At 74.5% G+C, this 23978-nt stretch carries 28 protein-coding genes; 12 read left to right on the top strand and 16 right to left on the bottom strand.

Features of this window, described 5'->3' with window-relative positions; all coding sequences use genetic code 11:
- A partial coding sequence (locus ND486_RS27725; RefSeq protein WP_251787252.1) for a glycosyltransferase family A protein occupies positions 1-577 on the bottom strand: 577 nt, incomplete at its 3' end.
- Positions 578-784: 207 nt separating this feature from the next.
- Here ND486_RS27725 and ND486_RS27720 point away from each other — a divergent pair.
- On the top strand, positions 785-2272 hold the full coding sequence (locus ND486_RS27720) for a SulP family inorganic anion transporter (RefSeq protein ID WP_251787251.1): 1488 nt from the start codon (positions 785-787) through the stop codon (positions 2270-2272).
- Positions 2273-2282: 10 nt separating this feature from the next.
- On the opposite strand, the gene ND486_RS27715 is transcribed toward ND486_RS27720, so the two are convergent.
- Positions 2283-2660 carry a helix-turn-helix domain-containing protein gene (locus ND486_RS27715; RefSeq protein ID WP_062399957.1) on the bottom strand — a complete coding sequence of 126 codons (378 nt, stop codon included), beginning with the start codon at positions 2658-2660 and terminating at the stop codon, positions 2283-2285.
- Positions 2661-2755: 95 nt separating this feature from the next.
- Here ND486_RS27715 and ND486_RS27710 point away from each other — a divergent pair, with 95 nt between their 5' ends.
- Positions 2756-3583, top strand: coding sequence for an NmrA family NAD(P)-binding protein (locus ND486_RS27710; RefSeq protein ID WP_251787250.1), 828 nt, complete (start codon positions 2756-2758; stop codon positions 3581-3583).
- 74 nt (positions 3584-3657) lie between these two features.
- Positions 3658-4014 (top strand): tetratricopeptide repeat protein, encoded by a 357-nt coding sequence (locus ND486_RS27705; RefSeq protein ID WP_224403647.1) that lies wholly within the window; start codon positions 3658-3660, stop codon positions 4012-4014.
- Here the strand turns inward: ND486_RS27705 and ND486_RS27700 are convergent.
- The 4 genes from ND486_RS27700 to ND486_RS27685 form a co-directional block, all read right to left on the bottom strand.
- Positions 4001-4861 carry an HTTM domain-containing protein gene (locus tag ND486_RS27700; protein ID WP_251787249.1) on the bottom strand — a complete coding sequence of 287 codons (861 nt, stop codon included), beginning with the start codon at positions 4859-4861 and terminating at the stop codon, positions 4001-4003. The two genes, ND486_RS27705 and ND486_RS27700, sit on opposite strands and share 14 nt — an antisense overlap.
- On the bottom strand, positions 4855-5184 hold the full coding sequence (locus tag ND486_RS27695; RefSeq protein ID WP_251787248.1) for a hypothetical protein: 330 nt from the start codon (positions 5182-5184) through the stop codon (positions 4855-4857). The genes ND486_RS27700 and ND486_RS27695 overlap by 7 nt, the downstream gene beginning before the upstream one ends.
- Positions 5185-5222: 38 nt before the next feature.
- Complete coding sequence (locus ND486_RS27690; protein ID WP_251787247.1) at positions 5223-6692, bottom strand: family 16 glycosylhydrolase; 1470 nt, start codon at positions 6690-6692, stop codon at positions 5223-5225.
- Positions 6693-6984: 292 nt separating this feature from the next.
- A complete protein-coding gene (locus ND486_RS27685) occupies positions 6985-8181 on the bottom strand; it encodes an MFS transporter (RefSeq protein WP_251787246.1) in 1197 nt (398 codons plus the stop codon).
- A 159-nt stretch (positions 8182-8340) separates the two neighbouring features.
- On the opposite strand from ND486_RS27685, the gene ND486_RS27680 reads away from it, so the two are divergent.
- A complete protein-coding gene (locus ND486_RS27680) occupies positions 8341-9528 on the top strand; it encodes a class I SAM-dependent methyltransferase (protein ID WP_251787245.1) in 1188 nt (395 codons plus the stop codon).
- Positions 9529-9581: 53 nt separating this feature from the next.
- Here ND486_RS27680 and ND486_RS27675 read toward each other — a convergent pair whose 3' ends face one another.
- On the bottom strand, positions 9582-10022 hold the full coding sequence (locus ND486_RS27675) for a VOC family protein (RefSeq protein ID WP_062399945.1): 441 nt from the start codon (positions 10020-10022) through the stop codon (positions 9582-9584).
- A 193-nt stretch (positions 10023-10215) separates the two neighbouring features.
- Here ND486_RS27675 and ND486_RS27670 point away from each other — a divergent pair, with 193 nt between their 5' ends.
- Together ND486_RS27670 and ND486_RS27665 are read left to right on the top strand one after the other, a co-directional pair.
- A complete protein-coding gene (locus tag ND486_RS27670; RefSeq protein ID WP_251787244.1) occupies positions 10216-11229 on the top strand; it encodes an NAD(P)-dependent alcohol dehydrogenase in 1014 nt (337 codons plus the stop codon).
- Entirely contained in the window at positions 11226-11783 is a 558-nt protein-coding gene (locus ND486_RS27665) for a hypothetical protein (protein WP_251787243.1), read from the top strand. The genes ND486_RS27670 and ND486_RS27665 overlap by 4 nt, the downstream gene beginning before the upstream one ends.
- Positions 11784-11833: 50 nt before the next feature.
- Here ND486_RS27665 and ND486_RS27660 read toward each other — a convergent pair whose 3' ends face one another.
- From ND486_RS27660 to ND486_RS27650, 3 genes are read right to left on the bottom strand one after another with little or no spacing between them, the layout of a single operon-like run.
- On the bottom strand, positions 11834-12577 hold the full coding sequence (locus ND486_RS27660; RefSeq protein WP_251787242.1) for a hypothetical protein: 744 nt from the start codon (positions 12575-12577) through the stop codon (positions 11834-11836).
- Positions 12574-13473: an ABC transporter ATP-binding protein gene (locus ND486_RS27655; protein ID WP_251787241.1), complete on the bottom strand. Its 900-nt coding sequence runs from the start codon at positions 13471-13473 to the stop codon at positions 12574-12576. The genes ND486_RS27660 and ND486_RS27655 overlap by 4 nt, the downstream gene beginning before the upstream one ends.
- Positions 13470-13829 (bottom strand): GntR family transcriptional regulator, encoded by a 360-nt coding sequence (locus ND486_RS27650; protein WP_208822236.1) that lies wholly within the window; start codon positions 13827-13829, stop codon positions 13470-13472. Before ND486_RS27650 ends, ND486_RS27655 begins: the two co-directional genes overlap by 4 nt.
- 122 nt (positions 13830-13951) lie before the next feature.
- Here ND486_RS27650 and ND486_RS27645 point away from each other — a divergent pair, with 122 nt between their 5' ends.
- The 5 genes from ND486_RS27645 to ND486_RS27625 all read left to right on the top strand — a co-directional run bounded on the left by ND486_RS27645 (position 13952) and on the right by ND486_RS27625 (position 17282).
- Positions 13952-14278, top strand: a complete 327-nt coding sequence (locus ND486_RS27645) for a helix-turn-helix transcriptional regulator (protein WP_062399937.1) — start codon at positions 13952-13954, stop codon at positions 14276-14278.
- Positions 14275-14778 carry an SRPBCC family protein gene (locus tag ND486_RS27640; protein WP_251787240.1) on the top strand — a complete coding sequence of 168 codons (504 nt, stop codon included), beginning with the start codon at positions 14275-14277 and terminating at the stop codon, positions 14776-14778. Before ND486_RS27645 ends, ND486_RS27640 begins: the two co-directional genes overlap by 4 nt.
- Before the next feature lie 42 nt (positions 14779-14820).
- Positions 14821-15768, top strand: a complete 948-nt coding sequence (locus ND486_RS27635; RefSeq protein ID WP_251787239.1) for a DMT family transporter — start codon at positions 14821-14823, stop codon at positions 15766-15768.
- 44 nt (positions 15769-15812) lie between these two features.
- The gene (locus ND486_RS27630) at positions 15813-16499 is read left to right on the top strand and encodes a helix-turn-helix transcriptional regulator (RefSeq protein ID WP_208824655.1); all 687 of its coding nucleotides are present in this window, start codon (positions 15813-15815) and stop codon (positions 16497-16499) included.
- 99 nt (positions 16500-16598) lie between these two features.
- Positions 16599-17282 (top strand): TetR/AcrR family transcriptional regulator, encoded by a 684-nt coding sequence (locus ND486_RS27625; RefSeq protein WP_251787237.1) that lies wholly within the window; start codon positions 16599-16601, stop codon positions 17280-17282.
- A 36-nt stretch (positions 17283-17318) separates the two neighbouring features.
- Here ND486_RS27625 and ND486_RS27620 read toward each other — a convergent pair whose 3' ends face one another.
- The 4 genes from ND486_RS27620 to ND486_RS27605 form a co-directional block, all read right to left on the bottom strand.
- Complete coding sequence (locus ND486_RS27620) at positions 17319-18035, bottom strand: hypothetical protein (RefSeq protein WP_251787236.1); 717 nt, start codon at positions 18033-18035, stop codon at positions 17319-17321.
- On the bottom strand, positions 18032-18892 hold the full coding sequence (locus ND486_RS27615; RefSeq protein ID WP_073577840.1) for an ATP-binding cassette domain-containing protein: 861 nt from the start codon (positions 18890-18892) through the stop codon (positions 18032-18034). Before ND486_RS27615 ends, ND486_RS27620 begins: the two co-directional genes overlap by 4 nt.
- Before the next feature lie 166 nt (positions 18893-19058).
- Positions 19059-19691, bottom strand: a complete 633-nt coding sequence (locus ND486_RS27610; RefSeq protein ID WP_224403659.1) for a DedA family protein — start codon at positions 19689-19691, stop codon at positions 19059-19061.
- Between the two features lie 52 nt (positions 19692-19743).
- On the bottom strand, positions 19744-20037 hold the full coding sequence (locus ND486_RS27605) for a Dabb family protein (RefSeq protein WP_251787235.1): 294 nt from the start codon (positions 20035-20037) through the stop codon (positions 19744-19746).
- A gap of 62 nt (positions 20038-20099) precedes the next feature.
- Between ND486_RS27605 and ND486_RS27600 the strand changes: the two genes are divergently transcribed.
- The gene (locus ND486_RS27600; RefSeq protein WP_208824631.1) at positions 20100-20459 is read left to right on the top strand and encodes a DUF1330 domain-containing protein; all 360 of its coding nucleotides are present in this window, start codon (positions 20100-20102) and stop codon (positions 20457-20459) included.
- Positions 20460-20523: 64 nt separating this feature from the next.
- On the opposite strand, the gene ND486_RS27595 is transcribed toward ND486_RS27600, so the two are convergent.
- Both ND486_RS27595 and ND486_RS27590 read right to left on the bottom strand, forming a co-directional pair.
- Positions 20524-22701: a 3-hydroxyacyl-CoA dehydrogenase NAD-binding domain-containing protein gene (locus ND486_RS27595; RefSeq protein ID WP_251787234.1), complete on the bottom strand. Its 2178-nt coding sequence runs from the start codon at positions 22699-22701 to the stop codon at positions 20524-20526.
- Between the two features lie 14 nt (positions 22702-22715).
- Positions 22716-23936: an acetyl-CoA C-acetyltransferase gene (locus tag ND486_RS27590; protein WP_202968078.1), complete on the bottom strand. Its 1221-nt coding sequence runs from the start codon at positions 23934-23936 to the stop codon at positions 22716-22718.
- Between the last annotated feature and the right edge of the window lie 42 nt (positions 23937-23978).

Raw genomic sequence — 23978 nt, 5'->3', positions numbered from 1 at the left:
TGCAGGCGAGCTCGGGGTCCGCGGCGAAGGCGCCGGCGATGCGCGAGGCCCAGGCGGGGTCGACCTCGGTGTCGTCGTCGGTGAAGGCGACGATCTCGGTGCGGGCCTCGGCGAGACCCCGGTTGCGCCCGATGGACGCACCGCGCCGCGGCTCGCGGACGTAGCGGACGCGGTCGGAACCCGCGGCCCGCACGGCCAGCTCGGTCCGCTCGTCGTCCGGGTCGTTGTCCACGACGACGACCGACAGTGCCGGGTGGTCGGAGGCGAGGACCGCGCGCAGGCAGCGGGCCAGCGACTCGGGCCGGTTGCGGGTCGCGACGACCACGGTGACCGGGTCGGCCGCGGACGGCGCGACGGCGACGGTGCCGGCCGCGGGCAGCGCGGCGACGGCGAGCGAGAGCTCCGCGGCGGTCGCGCGCCCGGCGCGCAGCGGCACGGTGACCTGGCCCTGCGGGGTGCCACCGACGGTGACCAGCAGCCGGGCGGCGGCGAACCGCCGGTCGACCTCGAGGTCGCGGGCCGGGGCGAGCCGGTCGAGCTCACCCACCCAGGTCGGTACGTCGGGAGTCATCGCCATGGACCACATCGTGCTCACCGTCGCTGTGACGACGCTGAGATCGGCCTGTGGGACGACGGAGTGTGGGGCGCGCCACCCCGGACGGGATCCGGGCACCGCACCGCAGACCCTCCCCTCGCGTGAGAGTACGGTCGGGCCGTTCGCGCGCTCCCGCCGCCGTGGCCCGCGGCCCCGCCCCTCCCCCGACGTGAAAGCGACCGTCGTATCGTGCCCCGCTCCGCCCTGCCCGACCTCGCCACGCTGCGTGCGCGCTGGACACCCCGCCTGGTGCGCACCGAGGTGCTCGCCGGACTCGTCGTCGCACTCGCCCTGATCCCCGAGGCCATCGCGTTCTCGATCATCGCCGGGGTGGACCCCCGGGTCGGCCTGTACGCCTCGTTCACCATGGCCGTGGTCATCGCGGTCTGCGGCGGGCGACCGGCGATGATCTCGGCGGCCACCGGCGCGATCGCGCTGGTCGTGGCCCCGCTGTCGCGGGAGTACGGCGTCGAGTACCTGTTCGCCGCGGTCGTGCTGGGCGGGGTGCTGCAGATCGCGCTGGCCGCCGCGGGCGTCGCGCGGCTGATGCGCTTCCTGCCACGCAGCGTGATGGTCGGCTTCGTCAACGCACTCGCGATTCTGATCTTCACCTCGCAGGTGCCCCAGCTGGTCGGCGTGCCCTGGGCGGTCTACCCGCTGGTCGCCGTCGGCCTGGTGGTCATCGTCGGGCTGCCGCGGCTGACCCGCGTCGTCCCGGCACCGCTGGTCGCCATCGTCGGGCTGACCGTGGTCACGGTGACGGCCGCGGTCGCCGTGCCGACCGTCGGCGACCAGGGCGCGCTGCCGGACACGGTGCCGCTCCCGCACCTTCCCGCGGTGCCGCTGACGTGGGAGACGCTGCGGATCGTCGCGCCCTACGCGCTGGGCGTCGCGCTGGTCGGGCTGATCGAGTCGCTGATGACCGCGCGCCTGGTCGACGACATCACGCAGACCGGCTCGGACAAGACCCGCGAGTCGTGGGGCCAGGGCGTCGCGAACATCGTCACCGGCTTCACCGGCGGCATGGGCGGCTGCGCGATGATCGGCCAGACGATGATCAACGTGAAGGCGTCCGGGGCCAGGACGCGGCTGTCCACGTTCCTGGCGGGGGTGTTCCTGCTGGTCCTCGTGGTCGCACTCGGCGACGTCGTCGCACTGATCCCGATGGCCGCCCTGGTCGCGGTGATGGTCATGGTGTCGGTCGGGACGTTCGACTGGCACAGCATCCGTCCGGCGACGCTGCGCCGGATGCCGCGCAGCGAGACGGCGGTGATGCTGACGACCGTCGTGGTCACCGTCGGCACCCACAACCTCGCCTTCGGCGTGGGCGCCGGCGTGCTCGTCGCCTCGGTGCTGTTCGCGAACCGGGTGTCACGGCTGGTCGGGGTGGACCGCACCGTCGACGACGGCGGGGCGGTCGTCTACCGCGTCACCGGCCAGCTGTTCTTCGCCTCCAGCAGCGAACTGAGCACGGCGTTCGCCCCCGACGGGGACCCCGACGAGGTGACCGTCGACCTGTCCGGCGCGCACGTGTGGGACGCCTCGACCGTCGCCGTCCTCGACGACCTGCGGCGCCGCTACGCGCGGTCCGGCCGCACGCTCGTCGTCACCGGGATGAACGACGACAGCCGCGACCGCCACGAGCGGCTCGCCGGGCACCTGGGCGGCGGGCACTGACCACCGGGACCTAGGCCCGCTCGCGTGCCGCCAGCACCTCGGGGATCCGGTCCTCGATCCAGCCGACGAGGCCGGCGAGGTGGCCGGTCACGCCGTGGCCGAGCTCGGTCAGGCCGTAGCTGACCTGCGGCGGGGTGGTCGCGGCGACCTCGCGGTGCACGAAGCCGTCGCCCTCCAGGGTGCGCAGGGTCTGGGCCAGCATCTTCTCGCTGATCCCGCCGACGGCGCGCCGCAGCGCGGAGAAGCGGTGGTCCTCGCGGGACAGGACGACGAGCACGAGGACCGCCCACTTCGACGTCACGTGGTCGAGGACCGACCGCGAGGGGCAGCTGCTGTCGAACGCGTCACCCGAGAACAGGCCCGTGGGCCGTTCCACCTGCGTGCTCACCGTCCACCCACCTACTTACCAGAAGGTACGTACTTACCGAACGTAAGTCTATCCGGCAGAGTCGGCACCGTCCACGACGAGATGGGGAGACAGCGATGATCATCGTGACCGGGGCGAGCGGGAAGCTGGGCGGCGCGGCCGTGCGGGCGCTGCTGGAGACCGTGCCGGCGGAGCAGGTGGGCGTCCTCGCCCGGTCCGCGGAGAAGGTGGCCGACCTGGCCGCGGCCGGGGTCCGGGTGCACGTCGGCGACTACGAGGACCCGGCCTCGCTGAAGGCGGCGTTCACCGGCGCCGACGGGCTGCTGTTCGTGTCCGGCTCCGACGTGACCCCCGGGGTGCGCGAGCGCCAGCACGGCAACGTGGTCCGCGCCGCGGCCGACGCGGGCGTCGGCCACGTCGTCTACACCAGCGCGATCGGCGCGGACCGGCCCGGCGCGCCCGCGTTCCTCGCCGACCACACCCTCACCGAGGAGCTGCTGCGCGGCTCCGGACTGCCGGCGACGCCGCTGCGCAACACCTTCTACTCGGACATGTTCGTCAACCCGGGCGTGGTCGCCACCGCGCTGGAGGCCGGGGAGACGGTCGCCGCGGACGGCGGCCGGGCGCTCAACACCGCCACGATCGCGGACCTCGCGCGGGCCGCCGCCGCCGTCGTGGCCGGGGGGCCGCAGGAGCACGCCGGGCGCGCCTACGAGCTGCGCGGACCGCTGTGGACCTACGACGAGCTGGCCGCGACGATCGCCGCGGAGTCCGGCCGGCCGGTGTCGCACCGCCGGGTACCGCTCGACCAGGGCCCGGCGCCGGCCTTCATCGGCGAGTTCGTCTCGTCGGGGATGTTCGCCGAGCCGTCGGAGGACCTCGCGACGCTGCTCGGCCGCCCGGCGACCGGGATGCCCGAACTGGTCCGCGCCGCCCTGGCCTGAGCCGGGAACAGAACACCCGGCGCCGCGGTTGTGGTTGACGTATCAACCGAACGGGACGGAAGGAGGCCGCACCGATGAGGATCGACGCGCTGTCCTGGATGACCGGGACGGAGGCAGGGCCTGCCGACCGGTGGGAGCACGCCGGATACCTGTTCGACTCCGGCGACCCCGCGGGGGCCGCGACGGTGCTCGCCGAGCTCGTCGCCGAGCAGCCCGAGGCCGCCGCGGTCCGGCTGCTGCTGGCCCGCGCGTACTACCACTCCGCGCAGCTCGGCCGGGCCGAGACCGAGCTCCGCGAGCTGGTGCGCCGCGAGCCGGCCGACGGGTACGCCCACCTGCTCCTCGGGCGCACCCTGCAGCGCCGTTCGCGCCACGACGAGGCCGCGCCGCACCTGCGGCTGGCCGAGGCGATGGGCGTCAGCGCCGGGTGACCGTGCTCGGCAGCGCCGGTTCCGACCGGCGCTGCCGGGGCACCACCACCGCGCCGGGGAGCCCGCCGACGACCGGGACGCGGTCCGCGAACAGCAGGTAGCCACCGCAGGTGAGGGTGGCGAACAGCCCGAGCTCGACCGCGGCGTGCAGCCCGTCGGAGAGCATCGCGATCATGCCGAGGTGCAGCCCGGTCCCGGCGACGACGGCGACCGGCCGCAGCCGCGACGACCACAGCCCGAACGCGACGAACAGCTCGGTGAGCACCGCGCCGAACGCCATCGGCACCAGGAACACCGGCGTCAGCATCGCCGCCGGGACCAGCACCGAGTCCCACGTCCAGGACGCCAGCCCGTTGCCGGACAGGAAGTCCGGACGGATCTTCGAGATCGCGGCGTAGAAGTAGACGATCGTGATCTGCGCCCGCAGCACCAGCACCGGCGCCGCCCACACCCGGTCGGCGCCGTGTCCGCGCCGGGACCGGAGCGACCAGGCCGCGTCGCAGTCGGAGAACGACAGCAGCACCGCCGCGGTGAACAGCAGGTAGGTGTGGTTGGAGTAGTAGCCCGCACCCCAGACGAAGCCGGCGGTGCACAACCCGACCAGCAGGGCCGCCGCCCGCGCGTTCCACCCCACGACGACGGCCAGCGCCGCCAGGCCCATCACCGCGCCGAGCGCGAGCCAGACCGGGGCGGACAGCACCGGGCCGACCCCGAACAGCGGCCCGGCCCGGGTCCCGAGCAGCGGGCTCGCGCCGAGCTCGACGGCCTTCAGCCCGGCGACGAGCCCGACCAGGATCCGGTACCCGGCCAGCGGGCGGGCGGGGAGCGTGTCGGGGAGCCTCAGCACGGCTGCTCCCACTCCGGGGCGCCGTCCCGGGTCCGCGACACCGAGACGAGGTCCGGGGTCGCCGCGCACAGCAGCCCCGGGACCGTGGCTCCGTAGTGGACGGTCCGCTGCGGCCACGGCAGGGCCCCGGTGTCGAGGGCGCGGGACGCGCCGTCGGCGGTCCGTCCGGTGTAGGCGTACTCCGTCGACGACGCGACGAACATGCTCCAGGAGTAGCGGCGCGGCGGCTCGGTGGTGGCCAGGCCGACCGCGGGGATCGCGACCTCCAGGGCCACGACGCCCGCGAGCAGCCACCCCGCGGTCCTGCGTGTGAGAAGCGGCACGTCCACTCATCGCCCCGCAACGGTCCGGCGTTAGCCGGTCACTTCCCGTCGAGGGAGTAGATCCGGACCCAGTCCACCTCGTACGTCGCCGGCTGCATGTTGCCGCCGAAGAAGTTGTCGAGCTGGATCGTCAGGTGCCCGCTGGGCATGTCCTGGATGTTCTTGCGACCGGGCCGGGCACCGCCGGAGAAGGAGAACCACTCCTTGCCGTCGATGAAGCCCTTCACGTGGTCGGGCGTCCACTCGACGGCGACGTTGTGCCACTCGCTCAGCGGTGCGCCGCAGTTCTTCTCCTTGGCGTACTCCTGCTGGACCGCGCCGCGGCCGTGCGGATAGTGGATGAACGCCTCGGCGCACTGCTCGCCGGGCGCGCCGTTCTCGAGGAAGTCGTACTCGCCGTCCTGGGGCCAGCGGTCCGACTGCGGCCAGATGATCAGCAGCGGGTGGTACTGCCTGCCGTTGTCCGGGCCGGTCGCCTCGGAGCGGACGCGGGCCTCCCAGCGGCCGTACTGCTGGTTGAACTTCGACGAGATCCACGCCGAGTCGCCGTTGCGCAGCCCGGTCTGGACCAGCTTGCCGTCCTTCACCGTGGACCGGCTGGCGCAGCGGCCGCCGTTGCCCGCGTGACCGGGCCAGCACTCGCCCGCCTGGTTCCACTTCGCCGGGTCGGGCGGTCCGGTGTAGTCGAACTCGTCCGACGCCGGCAGCGGCGCGCCCCAGCCGTAGCGCTCGGCCGCGCTGGTGGCGCCGGGGCGGGGCGTGCTCTGGTCGGCCGGTCGGGCCGAGGGGTCGGCGGGCGCGGCGGGCGCGGCCGCGGGGTCGGTCGGCGTCTCGACGGGGGTGTCCGCGGGGTCGACGGGTCTCTCCTCCGGGTCGGTGGGCTTCTCGGGAGCGGCAGGGTCCGTCCCCGTGCCGGCGGGCTCCGTCCCGGCGTCGGCGGGTGCGGGCGCCGGGTCGGCCGGGGTCTCCCCAGTATCCGCCGGCTTCTCGGCAGGCCCACCCGGTGTCCCCGCGGGAGCAGCGGGCTCGTCCGCGGGAGCGGCGGGGCCTGCTGCGGGATCGGCGGGCTTCTCCGCGGGAGCGGCCGGTCCGGCTGCGGGACCGCCGGGCTCGTCCACGGGCGGCGCCGGGTCGGCTGCGGGGCCGGCGGGCTTCTCGGCGGGGGCGACCGGTGTCGTGGGTCCGTCCGCGGGGCCGGACGACCCGGTGGCGGCCGGGCGGGCCGGTCCGGCGTCACCGGAGCCCTCGGCCCCGCGGACGGCGTCCGTCCCCGTCTCCGCGGGCCGGGCGGCCGCGGCGGCACCGGAGCCCGCGGCGACCTCCGACGACGACCGCAGAGCGGAGTCGGTCGGGAACGCCGCGGCGCCCGACGGGGTGGTCGCCGGTCCGGCGAGCACGCTCGGCGCCTCCGGGACCGCGGCCTGCGCGACGGCCCCGGGCACCGTGGGTGTCGCGGCCGCGGACACGGCCGCACCGTCGGTGAGAGTCAGGACCCCTCCGGTGAACATGACAGCACTCACCGTCACCACCGCCGCCGCGCTCATCACCGTACGTCGTGCCAGTCCGCGCCTCATGGCTTCGTTCCCGTCCCCATCCGTGTCCGGCTTGTCCGATATCCACGACGCTAGAAGCACCCTGTGCACACCAGCCACACTCGCCACCCGTCGGTGGGGTGAGGTCACTCCGGAGGAGGTCACCCGAACCGGCGGCCCGGCGTGACGGGTGGGAACCGGGGGACGATCGGGACCAGCGGGACGGAGCGACCGGCCCTCGTGTCACCCCGGAGGGCAACGCCCCAGGTCAGGACCGGGACGGAAGGGTCTCCGGCGCCCGCCACCAGACGAGCGCCGCGACCAGTGACAGCACCCCGGTCACGGCGAACGCCGGCCCGTACCCCCAGACCTCGGCGAGCGCACCGGCCACCAGCGGCCCGGCGATCGCACCGAGGTCGGCCGCCATCTGGAAGCCCGCCAGCACCGAGCCGCCCCGGGCGCGCTCCCCGATGACGTCGGCGACGGCCGCGTTGAGCGGCGGGTTCACCAGTCCGCTGCCGAGCCCCGCGACGAGCGAGAGCGCCAGGAACGCCCAGGGGTCGAGCACCCAGCCGAGGACGGCCGTCGACGCACCCGACACCGCGAGGCCGGCGATCAGCGGGGGCCTGCGACCGGAGCGGTCGGCGAGGCGTCCGGCCAGCAGCAGGGTCGCCGCGTTCCCGGCCGCGAACACCGACAGCGCGATGCCGCCGAACGCGTCCTCGCGCCCCAGCGCCTCGACCACCACCAGCGGAACCAGCGCGATGCGGACGCCGAACACCGCCCAGCCGTTCGCGAAGTTCCCCGCCAGCGACGCCCGGTAGGCACGGTGGCGCACGGCGTCGCGGAACCGGATGCGCGGCGGGGGCGCCTCGTCGACCGGACCCTCCGGCCGGCGCAGCAGCGGGCCGCCCACGACGATCACCAGCACCAGCAGCGCGGCGTAGATCAGGAACGGGGCGCGTACGTCGATCGCGGCGAGGGTGCCGCCGAGCAGCGGCCCGGCGATGTTGCCGAGCAGGAACCCGGTCGCCCACAGGCTCGTCGCGCGGCCCCGCAGGTGCGGCGGGGACAGCCGCACGAGCAGCGACACCGCCGAGATCGTGAACATCGTCGAGCCGACGCCCGCGACCAGGCGCAACGCGATCAGCTGCCAGTACGCCGTCGCGAAGGCCAGACCGGCCGTCGTCACGGCGACGACGGCGAGCCCGGCGACGAACACCCGCAGCTCCCCCAACCGGCCGACGACCGTGCCGGAGAGCGGGGCGAACACCAGCCGCGAGAAGGCGAACACGCTGATCACGGCGGCGGCCGCGGTCACCCCGACGTCGAACGAGCGCGCGAACGCCGGCAGCACCGGCGCGACCAGCCCGAACCCGATGGCGATCGCGAACGCCGAGCCGACCAGCACGCCGATCTCGCGGGGCAGCGCCGTCGCACCCCGGACCGAGGGGGGCTCGGGCACCGGTGCACCGGGTACGGCGGGTTCGCGGCCGTCGTGCTCGACCACGTGCTCCTCCGCTCCGCTGTCCCGGCCGACGACCGTACGCCCGCCGATCCGCGGCGGCCGACGCCGGGGCGGGCACACGACGGTGCCGGGGACGGCGCCGTGGACACTGTCGTCGTGGACGACGATCCGATCGCCCGGCTGGAGCGGCTCGCCGGGCCGGAGGGGACGGCGCTGCTGGACCGGCTCGCCGTCGCCGACCGGGACGGTGACGCCGCGCTCCGGCTGGGGACCGCGCTGCGCCGTGAGCACGACGCCGGGCTGGTCGCCGACGCGATGGCCCAGGCCGGGCTGCGGGACCGGGCCGCCCGCAAGTTCGCGCGGGCCGCGCGGATGTGGTTCACGCGCGACGGGCTGGAGCAGGCGTCGTCGGAGGTGATCGCGCGGCACCGGGCCGCCCGCTTCGCCGGGCGCGCGGTCGTCGACCTGTGCTGCGGGATCGGGGGCGACCTGGTCTCGCTGGTCGCGGCGGGCCACGACGTCACCGGCGTCGACCTGGATCCGGTGCACCTGTGGATGGCCGACCGCAACGCGGCCGTGCACGGCGGCTCGGCCCGGACGGTGCGGTGCGACGTGCGCGACGCCGACCTGTCCGGGACCGACGGTGTGTTCGTCGACCCGGCCCGGCGCACCGGCGGCGGCCGGATGCGGACCGGCGAGTCCGAGCCGCCGCTGGACTGGTGCCTGGAGCTGGAGCGGCGGGCCGGCGCGGTCGGGATCAAGGCGGCTCCGGGGATCGACCACGACACCGTCCCGCCGGACTGGGAGATCGAGTTCCTCGCGCTCGGGCGCGAGCTGAAGGAGGCCTGCGCCTGGTCCCCCGCGCTGGCCGGCGCCCGCACGCGCGCCACCGTCGTCGACGACGACGGCGTGCACGACCTGCACGGTGATCCGGACCCGCCGGACGGGGACACCGGGATCGCGGTCGGCGAGCCGGGCGCCTGGCTGCTCGACCCGAACCCGGCCGTCACCCGGGCCGGACTGGTCTCCGTGCTGGCCCGGGCCACCGGCACCGCCCGGATCGACCCGCGGATCGCCTTCCTCACCGGCGACGACGAGCCCCCGGCCACGCCGTTCGCGCGGCCGCTGCGGGTGCTCGACTCCCGTCCGTGGGACCAGAAGCGGCTGCCCCGGCTGCTGCGCGAGCTCGACGTCGGCGCGGTCGACGTGCGGCGCCGCGGCCTGGCCGGTGACGTCGAGGCGATCGCCCGGAAGCTGCGCGGCCGCGGGTCGCGGCACGCCACCGTGGTGATGACCCGGGTCGACGACCGGCCGTGGGGCCTGGTCTGCGTGGACCCCCGCTAGCGGAAGCCGGCGGAGCACCTCGGCCGGCGTGCCGGACCGGGCCCGCCGGTCGCCTAGCCGCGGCCGGGGAAGTGGATGAACTCCAGCGCGATGCCGTCCGGGTCGCGGAACTCCAGCGTCGCGTAGCCGGTCGGGTCGGTCCGGTCGACGACACCGCCGTGCGGCACCGTGAGGCTGTCCAGCCAGGCCGCCCAGGCGTCGAGGGTCGCGCGGTCGGCCACGCCGAACGCCAGGTGGTCGAGCGCGCCGCGGGGGCCGCCGCCGTCGCCGTCGGCCGGGGCGTGCAGCTCGATCATCACTCCGGTCACGACGTCGAGGAGCAGCGCCGCCTTCTCCGACGAGCCGTCGGCGGCGTCGTGGTGCGGGAAGGTCATCGGCAGCCGTTGCAGCCCGAGGACGCGCTGGTACCAGAGCGCACTGGACTCCACGTCGGTCACGGCCGCCGACACGTGGTGGAAGCCGGTGACCGCCGGTCGTTCGATGGCCGAGCCCATGGGCGTCCTTCTCGTCGCCGGCCGCCCGCGGGGCGGCCGGTCCTCCCTCTCGTCGCGGAGCAGTACACCACCGGCGGACCTCCCGGGGGCGGACGACGTCCGCCGGAATGATCGACCGTGCGCGCACCGGTACGTCCGGCGCGGTCGGCGCACCGCGTTGCCCGGCCCGCCCGCGCGTGCCACCGTCGTGCCCGTGACGACCATCGCCGAGGTGCCGGAGTCGATGCGGTGCAGCGTGCTGCGTGCCGCCGGTGAGCTGGAGGTGCAGCAGCGACCGGTCCCCCGGCCCGGCCCCCGGGAGGTGCTGGTGCGGGTGGCGGCGGTCGGCACCTGCGGCTCCGACGTGCACTACTTCCGGCACGGTCGGATCGGCGACTTCGTACTGCGCGAGCCGATGGTCCTCGGGCACGAGCCGTCGGGGCTGATCGTGGGGGTCGGGGAGGGCGTCGACGCGGGCCGGATCGGCGAGCGCGTCTCGCTGGAGCCGGGAGTGCCCTGCCGTCGCTGCCGGTACTGCCACACCGGCGCCTACAACCTGTGCCCGGACATGGTGTTCTTCGCGACCCCGCCGGTCGACGGCGCGTTCGCCGAGTACGTGACGATCGCCGACGACTTCGCCCACCCCGTCCCCGAGCACGTCTCCGACGACGCCGCCGCGCTGCTCGAACCGCTGTCGGTCGCGCTGTGGGCGAACCACAGGGCGGGCACCGGGGTCGGGTCGCGGGTGCTCGTCGCCGGGGCGGGGCCGATCGGGCTGCTCGTCGCGCAGGTGGCGGCGGTGCAGGGTGCCGCCGAGATCGTCGTCAGCGATCCGGACCCGGCGCGGGCAGCGCTGGCCCGCGACCTCGGCGCGACCGACGTCGTCGCGCCGGGCGCCGACGTGGCCGGTGTGGACGCCTTCGTCGACTGCTCCGGGGTGCCGGCCGCGGTGCTGGGCGGGTTGCCCGCGGTCCGGCCGGGAGGCGCCGCGGTGCTGGTCGGGATGGGCGCCGACGAGATGACGCTGCCGGTGTCGATGCTGCAGTCGCGCGAGATCACCCTGACCGGCACCTTCCGGTACGCCAACACCTGGCCGACGGCGGTGCGCCTGGCCGCAACGGGCGCGGTGGACCTGGACCGGCTGGTGACCGGGCACGTCGACCTCGACCACGTCGGCGACGCCCTGTCCCCCGACGCGTCGCAGGTCAAGGTGGTCGTCCGGCCGTGAGGACGGTCGCGGACCGGGACTGGACCGACACGGTCGCCCGGCTCGTGCACGCCGCCCCCGCCGGGCCCGCCGGGAACCGGCTGGTCACCGTGGACGGGTTCTCCGGGGCCGGGAAGTCCACCCGGGCCCGCGCGCTCGCCGACCGGCTCGGGGCCCCGCTGCTCGAGATCGAGGACCTCTGCCCCGGCTGGGACGGGCTGCCCCGGGTCCCGGCGCTGGCCCGGCGCGGGATCGGTGACCCGCTGGCGGCCGGTACGACCCTGCGCTGGACGTCGTGGGACTGGGTGCGCGAGCGGCCGGGACCGGAACGCACGCTGGCGCCGGCGGCCGTCGTCGTGCTGGAGGGGTGCGGGAGCGGCGCGGCCGAGCTGGCGCCGGTGACCTCGCTGGCGATCTGGGTGGAGGCGTCGGCGGACGAGCGGGAGCGGCGGCTGCACGGGCGGGCGGACTGGCCGGGCTACGCCCCGTACCGCGACGGCTGGCGGCGCGCCGAACAGGAGCTGGCCCGCTCCGGTGGTGCACCGGAACGGGCCGATCTCGTGCTGGACGGCTGAGGGCCCGGCACCACCCCCCACGAGGGTGCCGGGCCCCGCCGGGTCCTCCGTCAGGGAGTCGCGCGGCGCAGCACCAGGTACCCGGCCCCCGCCGCGACCGCGGCGAGGATCAGCGGGTAGCCGGCGAGCAGCACCGACGTCGGCGTCTCGACGAAGAACCGGCCGAACGCCCCCCAGGCGTCCTGCCAGGTCAGGACCATCACCCCGGCCGCGGCGAGCACCACGGGCACCAGGACCACGCACCAGATCCCGAGCTGCCCCCAACGCCGGAACACCGCGCCGAGGAGCACGAACACCAGCGAGAGCGTCAGCAGCGGGACCCAGTACGCGAGCACCTGGGTGACCGGGTTCGACTGGCCCATGAACCCCATCTCGAAGAACTGGACCTGCAGGCCCCACCCGTCGGTGGCCCGTTCGACGGCCAGCAGCACGCTGAGCCCGATCGCGCTGACCAGGGTCTCCGCGGCCACCAGCAGGACGGTGCCGAGGTAGAAGTGCCGTCGCGTGATGCCCAGGCTCAGCGCGAACGGCATCACCTGCGTCATCAGCGCGAGGTAGGTGCTGGCCAGGATGAAGAAGAACGAGGTCAGCGCGCCGGTGTAGCCGGTCGGCTCGCCGCCGCCGTTGCTGCGCACCACCCACCAGACGGTCTGGTGCAGCACGAAGACGACCCCGAGGATCAGCCAGGCCATCCCGAACCGGCGGCCCCAGTTGACCGTGCCCATCCGGATCGCGGCGCGCACCCGGGCGGGCGCGGCGTCGACCGGGCTGCGGTCGGCGGTGACGGCGGTCATGACAGGACCTCCTGGGCGACGCCGGCGCCCGGCGCCGCGTTCATCTGGGTCGTACGGACGACGAGCTGCTGCAGCGACACCGGCTCGAACTGCAGGTTCGGCTCGGAGGTGCGGGCCGGCGCGACCCCGGCGAGGGTGACGCGCAGGAAGCCGCCGAGGCGCTCCCGGTGCAGCTCGGTGTGGCCGCGGGCGAACCGCTCGACCGACTCGGCGGGCCCGGAGACGGTGACGGCCCGGCCGCGCAACGCCTCGGCCTCCTCGTCGATGAGCACGCGGCCCCGGTCGATCAGGACGACGTGCTCGATCAGGTCGGAGACCTCGTCGATCAGGTGCGTCGAGAGCACGACGGTGCGCGGGTGCTCGGCGAAGTCGGCGAGCAGGTGGTCGTAGAACATCTGCCGGGCGACGGCGTCGAGGCCCAGGTAGGGCTCGTCGAAGAAGGTCAGCGGGGCCCGCGAGGCCAGCCCGATGACCACCCCGACCGCGGACTGCTGACCGCGGGAGAGCTTCTTGCAGCTCCGGGACGCCGGCAGCGAGAACTCCCCGACGAGCCGGTCGGCGAAGGCCTGGTCCCACTGCGGGTACACGCTCGCGGCGGCCCGGAGCGCGTGGTGGACCCGGTACTCGTCCGGGTACTTCAGGGACTCGCGGATGAAACAGGTGCGGGCGAGCACCCGGGCGTTCTCGTAGGGCTGCTCGCCGAAGATCTCGGCGCGCCCGGAGGTCGCGAAGTTCTGCGCGGTGAGGATCTGCATCGCGGTGGTCTTGCCGGCGCCGTTGCGGCCGAGCAGCCCGTGGATGCGGTTCTCCTCCAGCGCGAACGTCACGTCGTCGAGCGCGGTCACGTCGCCGTAGCGCTTCGTGACGCCGTGCATGGCGATCACGTCGGTGCTCATCGGTCGTCCCCCCAGACGTCGATCATCTTCTTGAGCTGCTCGGGGTCGATACCGAGCTTGCGGGCCTCGGTGACCAGCGGAGCGATGTACTGCCGGGCGAAGTCCTCGCGACGGCTGTCCAGCAGCCGGGACCGTGCCCCCTCGGCGACGAACATGCCGATCCCCCGTCTCTTGTAGAGCACGCCCTGCGTGACCAGCTGGTTGAGGCCCTTCGCCGCGGTGGCCGGGTTGATCCGGTGGAAGGCGGCGAGCTCGTTGCTGGACGGCACCTGGGTCTCCTCCGGATAGGTCCCGTCCACCACCGCGGACGCGATGTCCTCCGCGATCTGCGCGAACAGCGGGCGTCCGTCGTCGATCACGGCGATCTCCCGGTGCCGTAGTGCAGTGGTTCATTAGTCATGTAATGAACCATAGCGGCGAGGAACCGATCCGTCCAGCGGGCTACTATTTTCGATCTGGGTTATATAAGCTCCGAGTTGTGGAAGCGTTCGACGTGCTGGGCGACCCCGTCCGGCGGCGCATCCTCGAGCTCCTCGCCGGGGGCGAGCGGACGGCAGGGCGGGTGACCGAGGTCGTCCGCGCCGAGTTCGGGATATCGCAGCCGGCCGTCTCCCGGCACCTGCGCGTGCTGCGCGACAACGGGTTCGCCACCGTCCGGGCGGAGGGGACCCGGCGGCTCTACGCGGTCGACCCGTCCGGGCCTGCCGCGGCCGAGCAGTGGCTGGCCGGGCTGCGCGGCTTCTGGGCGCAGCGGCTCGACGCGCTCGACACCGAACTGGCCCGTGGATCGAGGAGGAACCCGTGACCGATACCGGAAGCCGTGCCGGGGAGGTGGTCCGCGGCGCCGACGGGCGTGCCGTGCTGCGGTTCCGCCGCGTCCACGACGAACCCGTCGCCGACGTCTGGTCGGCGGTCACCGACCCGGACCGCTGCGCGCGGTGGTTCGGGCGGTGGAGCGGCGACGGGCGTCCCGGCGGCACCGTCGAGCTCGTCCTGACCAGCGACGAGGACGGCGGCGGCGCACCGTCCACCGTGCTCGTCCGGGACTGCGAGCCCCCGCACCGGCTGGTCGTCGACATCCGGGAGGGCGACGGCGAGCCGTGGGAGCTGTCGGTGACGCTCACCCCGGACGGCGGCGGCACCGTGCTCGTGTTCGAGCAGGTGCTGCCCGACGGGTTCTCCCCGGCCGACGCCGGCCCGGGCTGGCACTGGTACCTCGACCGGCTCGCCGCAGTCCTGGCCGGGGCGCCGATGCCGGACTGGGAGGCGACCCTCGCGGCGACGGCACCGTACTACCGGGGCTGAATTCGGTGCGGGCCGAAACGTCGGGCGCCTAGCGTCGTCGCCGTGACGGGAACAGGGATGCGGGTCGCCGCGGCGGCCGGGGTGACCGTGCTGGCGTGGGCGTCGGCGTTCGTGGCGATCCGGGCCGTGGGGCCGGCGTTCGGCGCCGGTGCCCTCGCGCTCGGACGACTGGCGGTCGGCGGGGCCGCGCTCACGCTCGCGGTGCTGGCATCGCGGTCCTGGGTGCGGCCGACCGTGCGGGAGTGGCTGCTGATGGTGGTGTGCGGGGTGAGCTGGTTCGCGGTGTACAACGTCGCGCTGAACGCGGCCGAGGAACGCCTGGACGCCGGGACCGCGGCGATGCTGGTGAACGTCGGACCGATCCTCATCGCGCTCTCCGCCGGCGTCGTGCTGCGGGAGGGCTTCCCGCGCCCGCTGCTGGCGGGCGCCGGGATCGGGTTCGCGGGGGCCGTGCTGATCGGGTTCGCCACCTCGGGCGACGGCCCGGCCGGCGCCGGGGGCCCGGTGGGCGCGCTGCTGTGCCTGCTGGCCGCCGCGACCTGGACGATCGGGGTGCTCGCCCAGAAACCCGTGCTCCGGCGCCTGCCCGCGGTGCAGGTCACCCAGGTCGCCTGTGTGGTCGGAGCGGTCGCCACGCTGCCGTGGGCCGGCGACCTGGTCGACGCTCTCGGCACGGCGTCCGGGCCGGAGATCGCCGGGATGGTCTACCTCGGGCTCGTCCCGACGGCGCTCGCGTTCGGGACCTGGGCCTACGCGCTGTCGCGGATCGACGCGGGACAGCTCGGCGTCACCACCTACCTCGTCCCGACCCTGGTGGTGCTCATGGCGTGGCCGGTACTCGGGGAGCTGCCGCCGCCGCTGGCGCTGCTCGGCGGGGTGCTCGCACTGACGGGGGTGGCGCTGTCCCGCTACCGGGGGCGGCCGGCGCGGGAGAGCCGGGTCGCGGCGGGCGGGGTGCCGGGGTCCGGCGGGGACCGGAGCCCGCGGTGACCGGCGGTCCCGGCACGGACGGCGGCCGCGGCTCGGGGGGCCCGATCGACCCGGCCGCCCTCGCCGCCCGGGCCGCACTGCTCGCCGACCGGACCCGGGCCGCGTTCTGCCTCGCGCTGATCGACGGTCGCGCCTGGACCGCGGGTGAGCTGGCCCGGCACGCCGGCGTCGCCCCGTCGACGGCGTCGGCCCACCTGGACCGGCTGGTCGACGCGGGACTGCTCGTCGCCGAGCGGCAGGGCCGGCACCGCTACCTGCGGCTCGGCGGCCCGGACGTCGCACGCACGATCGAGACGCTCGCCGCGGGCACCGCGCCCGCCCCGCCGGCCCCGACGCTGCGTGCCTCGCGCGCCGCGGCCAGGCTCGCCTCCGCCCGGACCTGCTACGACCACCTCGCGGGCGCCCTGGGTGTCGCGCTCTTCGACGGGCTCGTCGCCGACGACCTGCTCGCGACCGGGGACGGCCTCGCCCTCACCCCCGCCGGCCGGCTGTGGTTCGCCGGGCTCGCCGGGCCGGACGCACTCGCCCGCCGCGGCCGCCCGGTGGTGCGGGCGTGCCTGGACTGGACCGAGCGCCGCCACCACCTCGCGGGCACGGCGGGCGCGGTGCTGTGCCGGGCCCTGTTCGACCGCGGCTGGGTCGAGCGCGGCCGCGACCGGCGGTCCGTGCGCCTCACGGCGTCCGGTCGCACCGCGCTGCCGGCGCTGGTCGGGGTGGCGCTGCCGGACTGACGGTCGCCGGGACCCACCGGGGCGAGGGCCACGAACGAGATCACCGCTCTTGGATCAGCACAGCGCTCGGGGAACAGACCGATGCTCTACCGTGGCCGGGTGAACGCCTCCCGCACCGCCCGCGAGCGGGCCCGCGCCGAGCTCGTCGCCGAGATCACCGCGGCGGCCCGGCGGCAGCTGGCCGAGACCGGCGCGGCCGCGCTGTCCATGCGCGCGGTGTCCCGCGAGATCGGGATGGTCTCCTCGGCGCTGCACCGCTACTTCCCCACCCGCGACGACCTGCTCACCGCCCTGATCGTGCAGAGCTACGACGGGCTCGCCGACGCCCTCGCCGCGGCCGACCCCGGCACCGGCCCGGCCCAGCACTGGCGGGGCATCGCGCAGGCCCTGCGCGGCTGGGCGCTGGCCCATCCGCACGAGTACGCCCTGATCTACGGCTCCCCCGTACCGGGCTACCGCGCGCCGACCGACACCGTCCCCGTCGCGGCCCGGGTCCTGGAGCCGCTCGCCCGCGCGCTGACCGCCGCGCACGCCGCGGGCACGCTCCCCGCGGCGACCGACCCGGATCCCGCGCTCGCCGGCGACGCCGTCCGCATCCGGGCCGCGCTGGGGCTCCCGGAACTGCCCGACGGGGCCGTGCTCGCCGCCCTCACCGCCTGGACCGGGCTGTTCGGGCACCTGTCCTTCGAGCTGTTCGGCCAGTTCGAGAACGCAGTCGACGACCGCGACGCCCTGTTCGCGGGCACCGTCGAACGCCTCGGCCGGGTCGCGGGCCTGATCTGAGGACGGACCCGGGGCGGTGCCGGGTGGAGCGGCGGGTCAGCGGCGCAGACGGCCGACGCGCCGGCCGAGACGTGCACCCAGCTCGCGCAGCCCGCCGCCCTGCTCGACCCGGACCACCAGCGCCGTCGCCGCCACCGCCACCAGCAGCGCGACGACCAGGTCGCCGAACGGGCCCACCCCGAGCCGCCCGCTCCCCAGGGCCGCGGCCGCGGTCCCGACCGGCGGCAGCCACGACTGCGTCCCGGTCACCACGAGCACGACCAGCGCACCGATCAGCGCGACGCCCTCGTTGCGAACCACCGGCCGGGAGAACACCGACCCCACCGCGGCGCCGGTGATCCCGCAGGCCAGGTGGGCGAGCAGCCCGTCGAGCAGGCTCCCGGTCGTCGCCGTGCCCCAGGCCGCGACCACACCCCACACCACGGCGAGCAGCCCGAGCACCGCCACGCCCGCCGTGGCGGCGATCAGCACGCCGGCCGCGACCGGCCAGGGGCCGCCCGCGGCGGACAGGGTGACGGTGCGGGCGTCGTCGTCCTCGGACTCGGCCAGCGCGTGCGCCAGCCAGGCCCCGACCGGGTAGAGCAGCAGCGCGCTCGCCGCCCACGGCGCGGGCAACGGGCCGGGCGCGCCGCCGAACAGCACGGCGAGGGCGCCGGCGTAGAGCACCAGCGGCGCGACGAAGCGCTCGGTGCGGCCGACGTCCTCGCCCAGCAGCATCGCCACGGCGAACGCCGAGCGCACCCGCCGCCTCACCGGCCACCCTCCCGGGGAGCGGGGCGGACCGGCCGCACCGAGCGGACCGCGCAGCCCGCGGCGAGCGCGGCCGCCAGCCAGGCGTCGCTCTCGGGGGCCGGGACCCGCACGGTGAACCGGCCCGGCGCCGCACCCTCGACGCGGGCGGGCGGCAGCACCCGTTCCAGCAGCGGGCGGGGGTCTCCCGCACAGGCCATGTCCAGGCGCATCATCGCCCCGGGCGGCGGCGCGGTCGGCAACGGCACGGAGTCCGGGTCGGAGGCGGTCGCGATCCGGCCCTCGCGCAGCCGGTGCAGCCGGGCGCCGGGCAGACCGGCCGCGGTACCGGTGTGGTCGGTCAGCAGGGTCGGGGCGGCGCGGGCGGTGAGCAGCCGGGTCAGGGCGTCCGCGGCGTCGTCGTCGAGACCGTTCCAGGGTTCGTCGAGCACGAGCACGCCGGGCTCGCAGGCCAGCGCCTGCACCAGCCCGACCTTGCGGGCGTTGCCGGTCGACAGGTCGGCCATCGGCTCGTCGTCGTCGCCGTCGTACCCGAGTTCGGTCAGCAGCACCTCGGCGCGGTCGGCGGCGTCGTCGACGTCGACGCCGCGCACCCGGGCGATGTGGTCGAGCCAGCGTCGCGGGGTCAGCTTGCGGGCGGCCGGGAACCGGTCGGGCAGGTAGCCGACGACCTCGGGGACGTCCTCGACCTCGCCCGCGGTCGGGGCGAGTGCACCGGCGGCGATCCGCAGCAGCGTGGACTTGCCCGCCCCGTTGCCTCCCCGCACGACGGTCGGCACGGCAGGGTCGACGTCGAGGTCGGCACCGCGCAGGGCGACCGCCCCCGACGGGTGGGTGTGGTGGATCCCGACCAGGCGCACCCGACCACCTCCACCGCTCGTCGCCGCCCGTGCGTGACGATCAGGTTCGCACAGCGGCGCGGGTACGAGGCCCGGCGGTGGCCCGGCGGCACGGCCCGTGGCGGGACCGGTACGCAGGGCTGTCGTGATCACCCGTCCGGCGCAGCCGGACGTCGGCTCGGCGCGTTCAGCCGGTCCCGGTCGACACCCCGGCGTCGCGGTGGCGACGCTGCCGGAGCTTCCGCACGACCAGCCACACGATCACCGCCGCGCCGAGCACGGCGACGACCTTGCTGATCGGCGACATGTAGACCTCGATGACCTCCCAGCGCTCGCCGAGCACGAATCCGAGGTAGACGAACAGCGCGTTCCAGACACCGCTGCCGAGCGCGGACAGCGCGGTGAACCGCAGCAGCGGCATCCGGGCGATCCCGGCCGGGATCGAGATGAGGCTGCGCACGATCGGGATGCAGCGCCCCCCGAGGACGAACCAGTTCCCCCACCGCTCGAACAGCGCGAGCCCCTTCTCCAGGTCCTTCTGGCTGGAGACGACGAACCAGCGACGCCCGCAGAGCCGGTGCACCCGCTCGTACCCGAGCCAGTGGCCCAGCGCGTAGAGGACCAGCGCCCCGGCGACGGCTCCCATCGTGGCCGCCGCCCAGACCGCGACCGGGTCCATCGCGCCGGTCGAGGCGCGGAAGCCACCCAGCGGGAGGATCACCTCCGACGGGATCGGCGGGACCACGTTCTCCAGGAAGATCAGCAACCCGATGCCGGCGGCGCCGAGCCGGTCCACGATGTCGAACACCCACTGCGTCACGCACACCATGGTGCCCGAGGATCAGGTCATCCGGTTGGTCCGGTTCGACCGGTCAGGGCAGGCGGAACTGGATCCGCTCGATCGACGAGCAGAGCGGGGCGAACAGCTCGCGACGGATCCGGTTGTGCTCGTCGTCGGCGTCGTAGACGCGGTAGGACTCCTCGTCGGGCAGGTCGAGGGTGAGCACGAAGTGCGCGTTGCCCTCGCGCAGCCCCAGGTCCAGGCCGGCCTTCAGGTCGAGGTCGAGGCCCTCGACGCGCAGGTCGCGCAGCGCCTGGAGGCCCTTCTCGATCCCGGCCGGGTCCACGCCGTCCTTCAGCCGGCCGACCACCACGTTGCGGATCATGTACCGGGCTCCTTCCGTCGTCGTCGGGTTCCGCCCCCGGAGATCGACCCTAGACTCGGCCGATGGCAGTGAACCCGTCCGGCGCGGACATGAAGGCCTTCCTCGCCGAGGACCCCGACCAGCCGGTCGTGATGTTGAACCTGCTGCGCTTCGCCGAGGGCGGCGAGGCCCGCTACGACGACTACGTCACCCACTTCCGGGCCACCGCCGCCCGGTTCGGCGCCGAGGTCGTCTACTTCGGGCGCGGGCTGGCACCGGTCGTCGCCGAGCCGGGCCAGGAGTGGGACGCGGTGCTCCTGGTGTCCTACCCGAGCCGGCGGGCCTTCTCCGAGATGGTCCGCGACCCCGGCTACCAGGAGGGCACCCACATCCGGACCGAGGCACTGGTCGAGGCGACGCTGCAGCCCACCGTGCCCCGCTGAGCGGGCCCGGAACGCACGGACCCCCGCCGGCGGAGGCGCCGGCGGGGGTCGGTGTCGGGCGGGATCAGGCGGCCGCGGTGGCCGACTCCCCCTTCGCCGCGCGGTCACGCAGCGACTGCGGGACCTCGAAGCGCTCGCCGTACTTCGCCTTCAGCTCGTCGGCGCGGGCCACGAAGCCGGCCGGGCCGCCGGGGAAGCCCTCGATGTACTGCAGCACGCCGCCGGTCCAGGCCGGGAAGCCGATGCCGAAGATCGAGCCGATGTTGGCGTCGGCGACGGTGGTCAGCACGCCCTCGTCGACGCACTTCACGGTCTCGATCGACTCGATGATGAGCATCCGCTCGGACAGCTCGTGCAGGTCGACATCGTGGTTCGTCGCGCCGAAGTGCTCGCGCAGACCGGGCCAGAGGCCGGTGCGCTTGCCGTCGGAGTACTCGTAGAACCCGGCGCCGGTGCTCTTGCCCTTGCGGTCGAACTCGTCGACCAGCCGGTCGATCACCGGGTCGGACGGGTGCGGGGTCCAGGTGCCGCCGGCGGCCTCGACGCCCTTCTTCGTCTCCTCACGGATCTTGCGCGGCAGCGTGAGGGTCAGCTCGTCCATCAGCTGCAGCACCGGGGCCGGGTACCCGGCCTGCGACGACGCCTGCTCGATCGTCTGCGGGTCGATGCCCTCGGCGATCATCGCGACGCCCTCGTTGATGAAGGTGCCGATCACGCGGCTGGTGAAGAAGCCGCGGGAGTCGTTGACGACGATCGGGGTCTTCCTGATCCCCAGCGTCAGGTCGAACGCCTTGGCCAGGGCCTCGTCGTTCGTGCGCTCACCCTTGATGATCTCGACCAGCGGCATCTTGTCGACCGGCGAGAAGAAGTGCAGACCGATGAAGTCGTCCGGGCGGTCGACGCCCTTGGCCAGCTCGGTGATGGGCAGCGTCGAGGTGTTCGAGCACAGCAGTGCGTCGGAGTTGATGTACTTCGCGGCCTCGCGGAACACCTCCTGCTTCAGCTCGACGGACTCGAAGACGGCCTCGATGACGACGTCGCAGCCGGCGAGGTCGGCGTAGTCGTCGGTCGGCAGGATGCGGCCGAGCAGCGCGTCGCCCTTCTCCTGCGTGGTCTTCCCGCGCTTGACGCCCTTCTCGACGAGACCCTGCGAGTAGGCCTTGCCCTTCTCGGCGGCCTCCTTCGAGACGTCCTTGAGCACGACGTCCCAGCCGGCGAGGGAGCAGACGTAGGCGATGCCCGCGCCCATCATCCCGGCGCCGAGCACGGCGACCTTGGTCGGCTGCCACTTCGCGGGGCCGTCCGGGCGGGACTTGCCGCCGTTGATGGCGTTGAGGTCGAAGAAGAACGCCTTGGTCATGTTCTTCGAGACCTGGCCGGTCACGAGCTCCGCGAAGTAGCGGCCCTCGATCTTCTGCGCGGTCTCGAAGTCGACCTGGCTGCCCTCGACGGCAGCCGCGAGGATGTTGCGCGGGGCCGGCATCGGCGCACCCTTGAGCTGCTTGCGCAGGTTCGCCGGGAACGCCGGGAGGATCGAGGCCAGCGAGGGGCTCGACGGCGTGCCGCCGGGGATCCGGTACTTCGGCTGGTCCCAGGGCTGGGTGGTGTGCTCGGGGTTGGCGAGCACCCACGCGCGGGCCTTGTCGAAGGCCTCCTCGCGGGTGGCCGCGAGCTCGTCGATCAGGCCCAGCTCCAGCGCCTTGGCCGGCTTGTGCCGCTGGCCCTGTGCGAGGACGTTCATGAAGCCGTTCGCGATGCCCAGCATGCGGGTGACGCGGGTGACGCCACCGCCACCGGGCAGCAGGCCCAGGCTCACCTCGGGCAGGCCGTAGACGACGCCCTTCGCGTCGACGCCGACCCGGTGGTGGGTCGCCAGCGCGATCTCCAGGCCACCGCCCAGGGCGGTGCCGACGAGCGCGGACGCGACCGGGCGGCCGAAGGTCTCCAGCTTGCGCAGCTGGGCCTTGACCTCGGTCACCAGCTCGAAGATCTTCTCGGCGTCGTCGGGACCGGCCGCGCTGAGCTGCTCGAGGTTCCCGCCGGCGAAGAAGGTCTTCTTGGCCGAGGTGACGACGACACCGACGATGTCGTCCTTGTGCTTCTCCAGGTCGTCGACGACCTCCCGCATGGCCTCGCGGTAGGCGTCGTTCATGGTGTTGGCGCTGCTGGCCGGGTCGTCGAGGGTGACGACGGCGACGCCGTCGGCGTCGGACTCCCAGCGGACGGCCTTCTGCTCAGTCACTGATCCAGTCCCTTTCAGACGCGCTCGACGATGGTGGCGATGCCCATGCCGCCGCCCACGCACAGCGTGGCCAGGCCGCGGCGCAGGTCACGGCGCTCCAGCTCGTCGACGAGGGTGCCGAGGATCATCGCGCCGGTGGCCCCCAGCGGGTGGCCCATCGCGATGGCCCCACCGTTGACGTTGGTGATCTCGTGCGAGATGTCCATGTCGCGCATGAAGCGCAGGGCCACGGCCGCGAACGCCTCGTTGATCTCGAAGAGGTCGATGTCGCCGACCGACAGCCCGGCCTTGGCCAGCGCCTTGCGCGCGGCGGGCGCGGGCCCGGTCAGCATGATCGTCGGGTCGGCGCCGGACAGCGCGGTGGCGACGATGCGCGCACGCGGGGTCAGGCCGTTGGCCTTCCCGGCGGCCTCGGTCCCGATGAGGGTGAGCGCCGCACCGTCGACGATGCCGGAGCTGTTGCCCGCGTGGTGGACGTGGTCGATCTTCTCGACCCAGTGGTACTTCTGCAGCGCCACCGCGTCGAAGCCGCCGTCGCGGCCCATCATCTCGAAGGACGGCTTGAGCCCGCCCAGCGCCTCGACGGTCGCGCCGGCGCGGATGTGCTCGTCGCGGTCGAGGATGGTCAGGCCGTTGCGGTCCTTGACCGGGATGACCGAGTTCGCGAAGCGACCGTCGGCCCACGCCTTGGCGGCCCGGGTCTGCGACTCGACGGCGAAGGTGTCGACGTCGGTGCGGGACCAGCCCTCGACGGTCGCGATGAGGTCGGCGCCGATGCCCTGCGGCACGAAGCCGGTGGCGTAGGCGGTGTCGGGGTCCATCGCCCAGGCGCCGCCGTCGGAGCCCATCGGCACCCGGCTCATGCCCTCGACCCCACCGGCGAGGACGAGCTCCTCCATACCGGAGCGGACCTTCTGCGCGGCGGTGTTCACGGCCTCCAGGCCGGAGGCGCAGAAGCGGTTGAGCTGCACACCGGCGACGGTGTCGGGCAGCCCGGACGCGATCGCGGCGGTCTTGGCGATGTCGCCGCCCTGGTCGCCGATCGGCGAGACGACGCCGAGCACGAGGTCGTCGATCGTGTTGGTGTCCAGGTCCGGGTGACGCTCGCGCACCGCGTCGATCAGCCCGGTCACCAGCGAGATCGGCTTGACCTCGTGCAGCGAACCGGAGGCCTTGCCCCGTCCGCGCGGTGTACGGATCGCGTCGTAGATGTAGGCCTCGGGAATCTCGCTCATCCGAACCTCTCGTGGGGTGGTCGGCACGGGGGCGGTACAGGC

This window comes from Pseudonocardia sp. DR1-2, from assembly GCF_023717215.1.
GTDB lineage: Bacteria > Actinomycetota > Actinomycetes > Mycobacteriales > Pseudonocardiaceae > Pseudonocardia > Pseudonocardia alni.
The sequence above is the reverse complement of the archived record's forward strand: the minus strand, read 5'-3'. Positions and strand labels throughout refer to the sequence as shown.

What these genes read in the sequence shown, in the direction of transcription:
- ND486_RS27710 (WP_251787250.1), top strand. Translation starts at nt 2,756, where the DNA reads ATGATCATCGTGACCGGGGCGAGCGGGAAGCTGGGCGGCGCGGCCGTG.
- ND486_RS27705 (WP_224403647.1), top strand. Translation starts at nt 3,658, where the DNA reads ATGAGGATCGACGCGCTGTCCTGGATGACCGGGACGGAGGCAGGGCCT.
- ND486_RS27690 (WP_251787247.1), bottom strand. Translation starts at nt 6,692, where the DNA reads ATGTTCACCGGAGGGGTCCTGACTCTCACCGACGGTGCGGCCGTGTCC.
- ND486_RS27675 (WP_062399945.1), bottom strand. Translation starts at nt 10,022, where the DNA reads ATGGGCTCGGCCATCGAACGACCGGCGGTCACCGGCTTCCACCACGTG.
- ND486_RS27660 (WP_251787242.1), bottom strand. Translation starts at nt 12,577, where the DNA reads ATGACCGCCGTCACCGCCGACCGCAGCCCGGTCGACGCCGCGCCCGCC.
- ND486_RS27655 (WP_251787241.1), bottom strand. Translation starts at nt 13,473, where the DNA reads ATGAGCACCGACGTGATCGCCATGCACGGCGTCACGAAGCGCTACGGC.
- ND486_RS27605 (WP_251787235.1), bottom strand. Translation starts at nt 20,037, where the DNA reads ATGATCCGCAACGTGGTGGTCGGCCGGCTGAAGGACGGCGTGGACCCG.
- ND486_RS27600 (WP_208824631.1), top strand. Translation starts at nt 20,100, where the DNA reads ATGGCAGTGAACCCGTCCGGCGCGGACATGAAGGCCTTCCTCGCCGAG.
- ND486_RS27590 (WP_202968078.1), bottom strand. Translation starts at nt 23,936, where the DNA reads ATGAGCGAGATTCCCGAGGCCTACATCTACGACGCGATCCGTACACCG.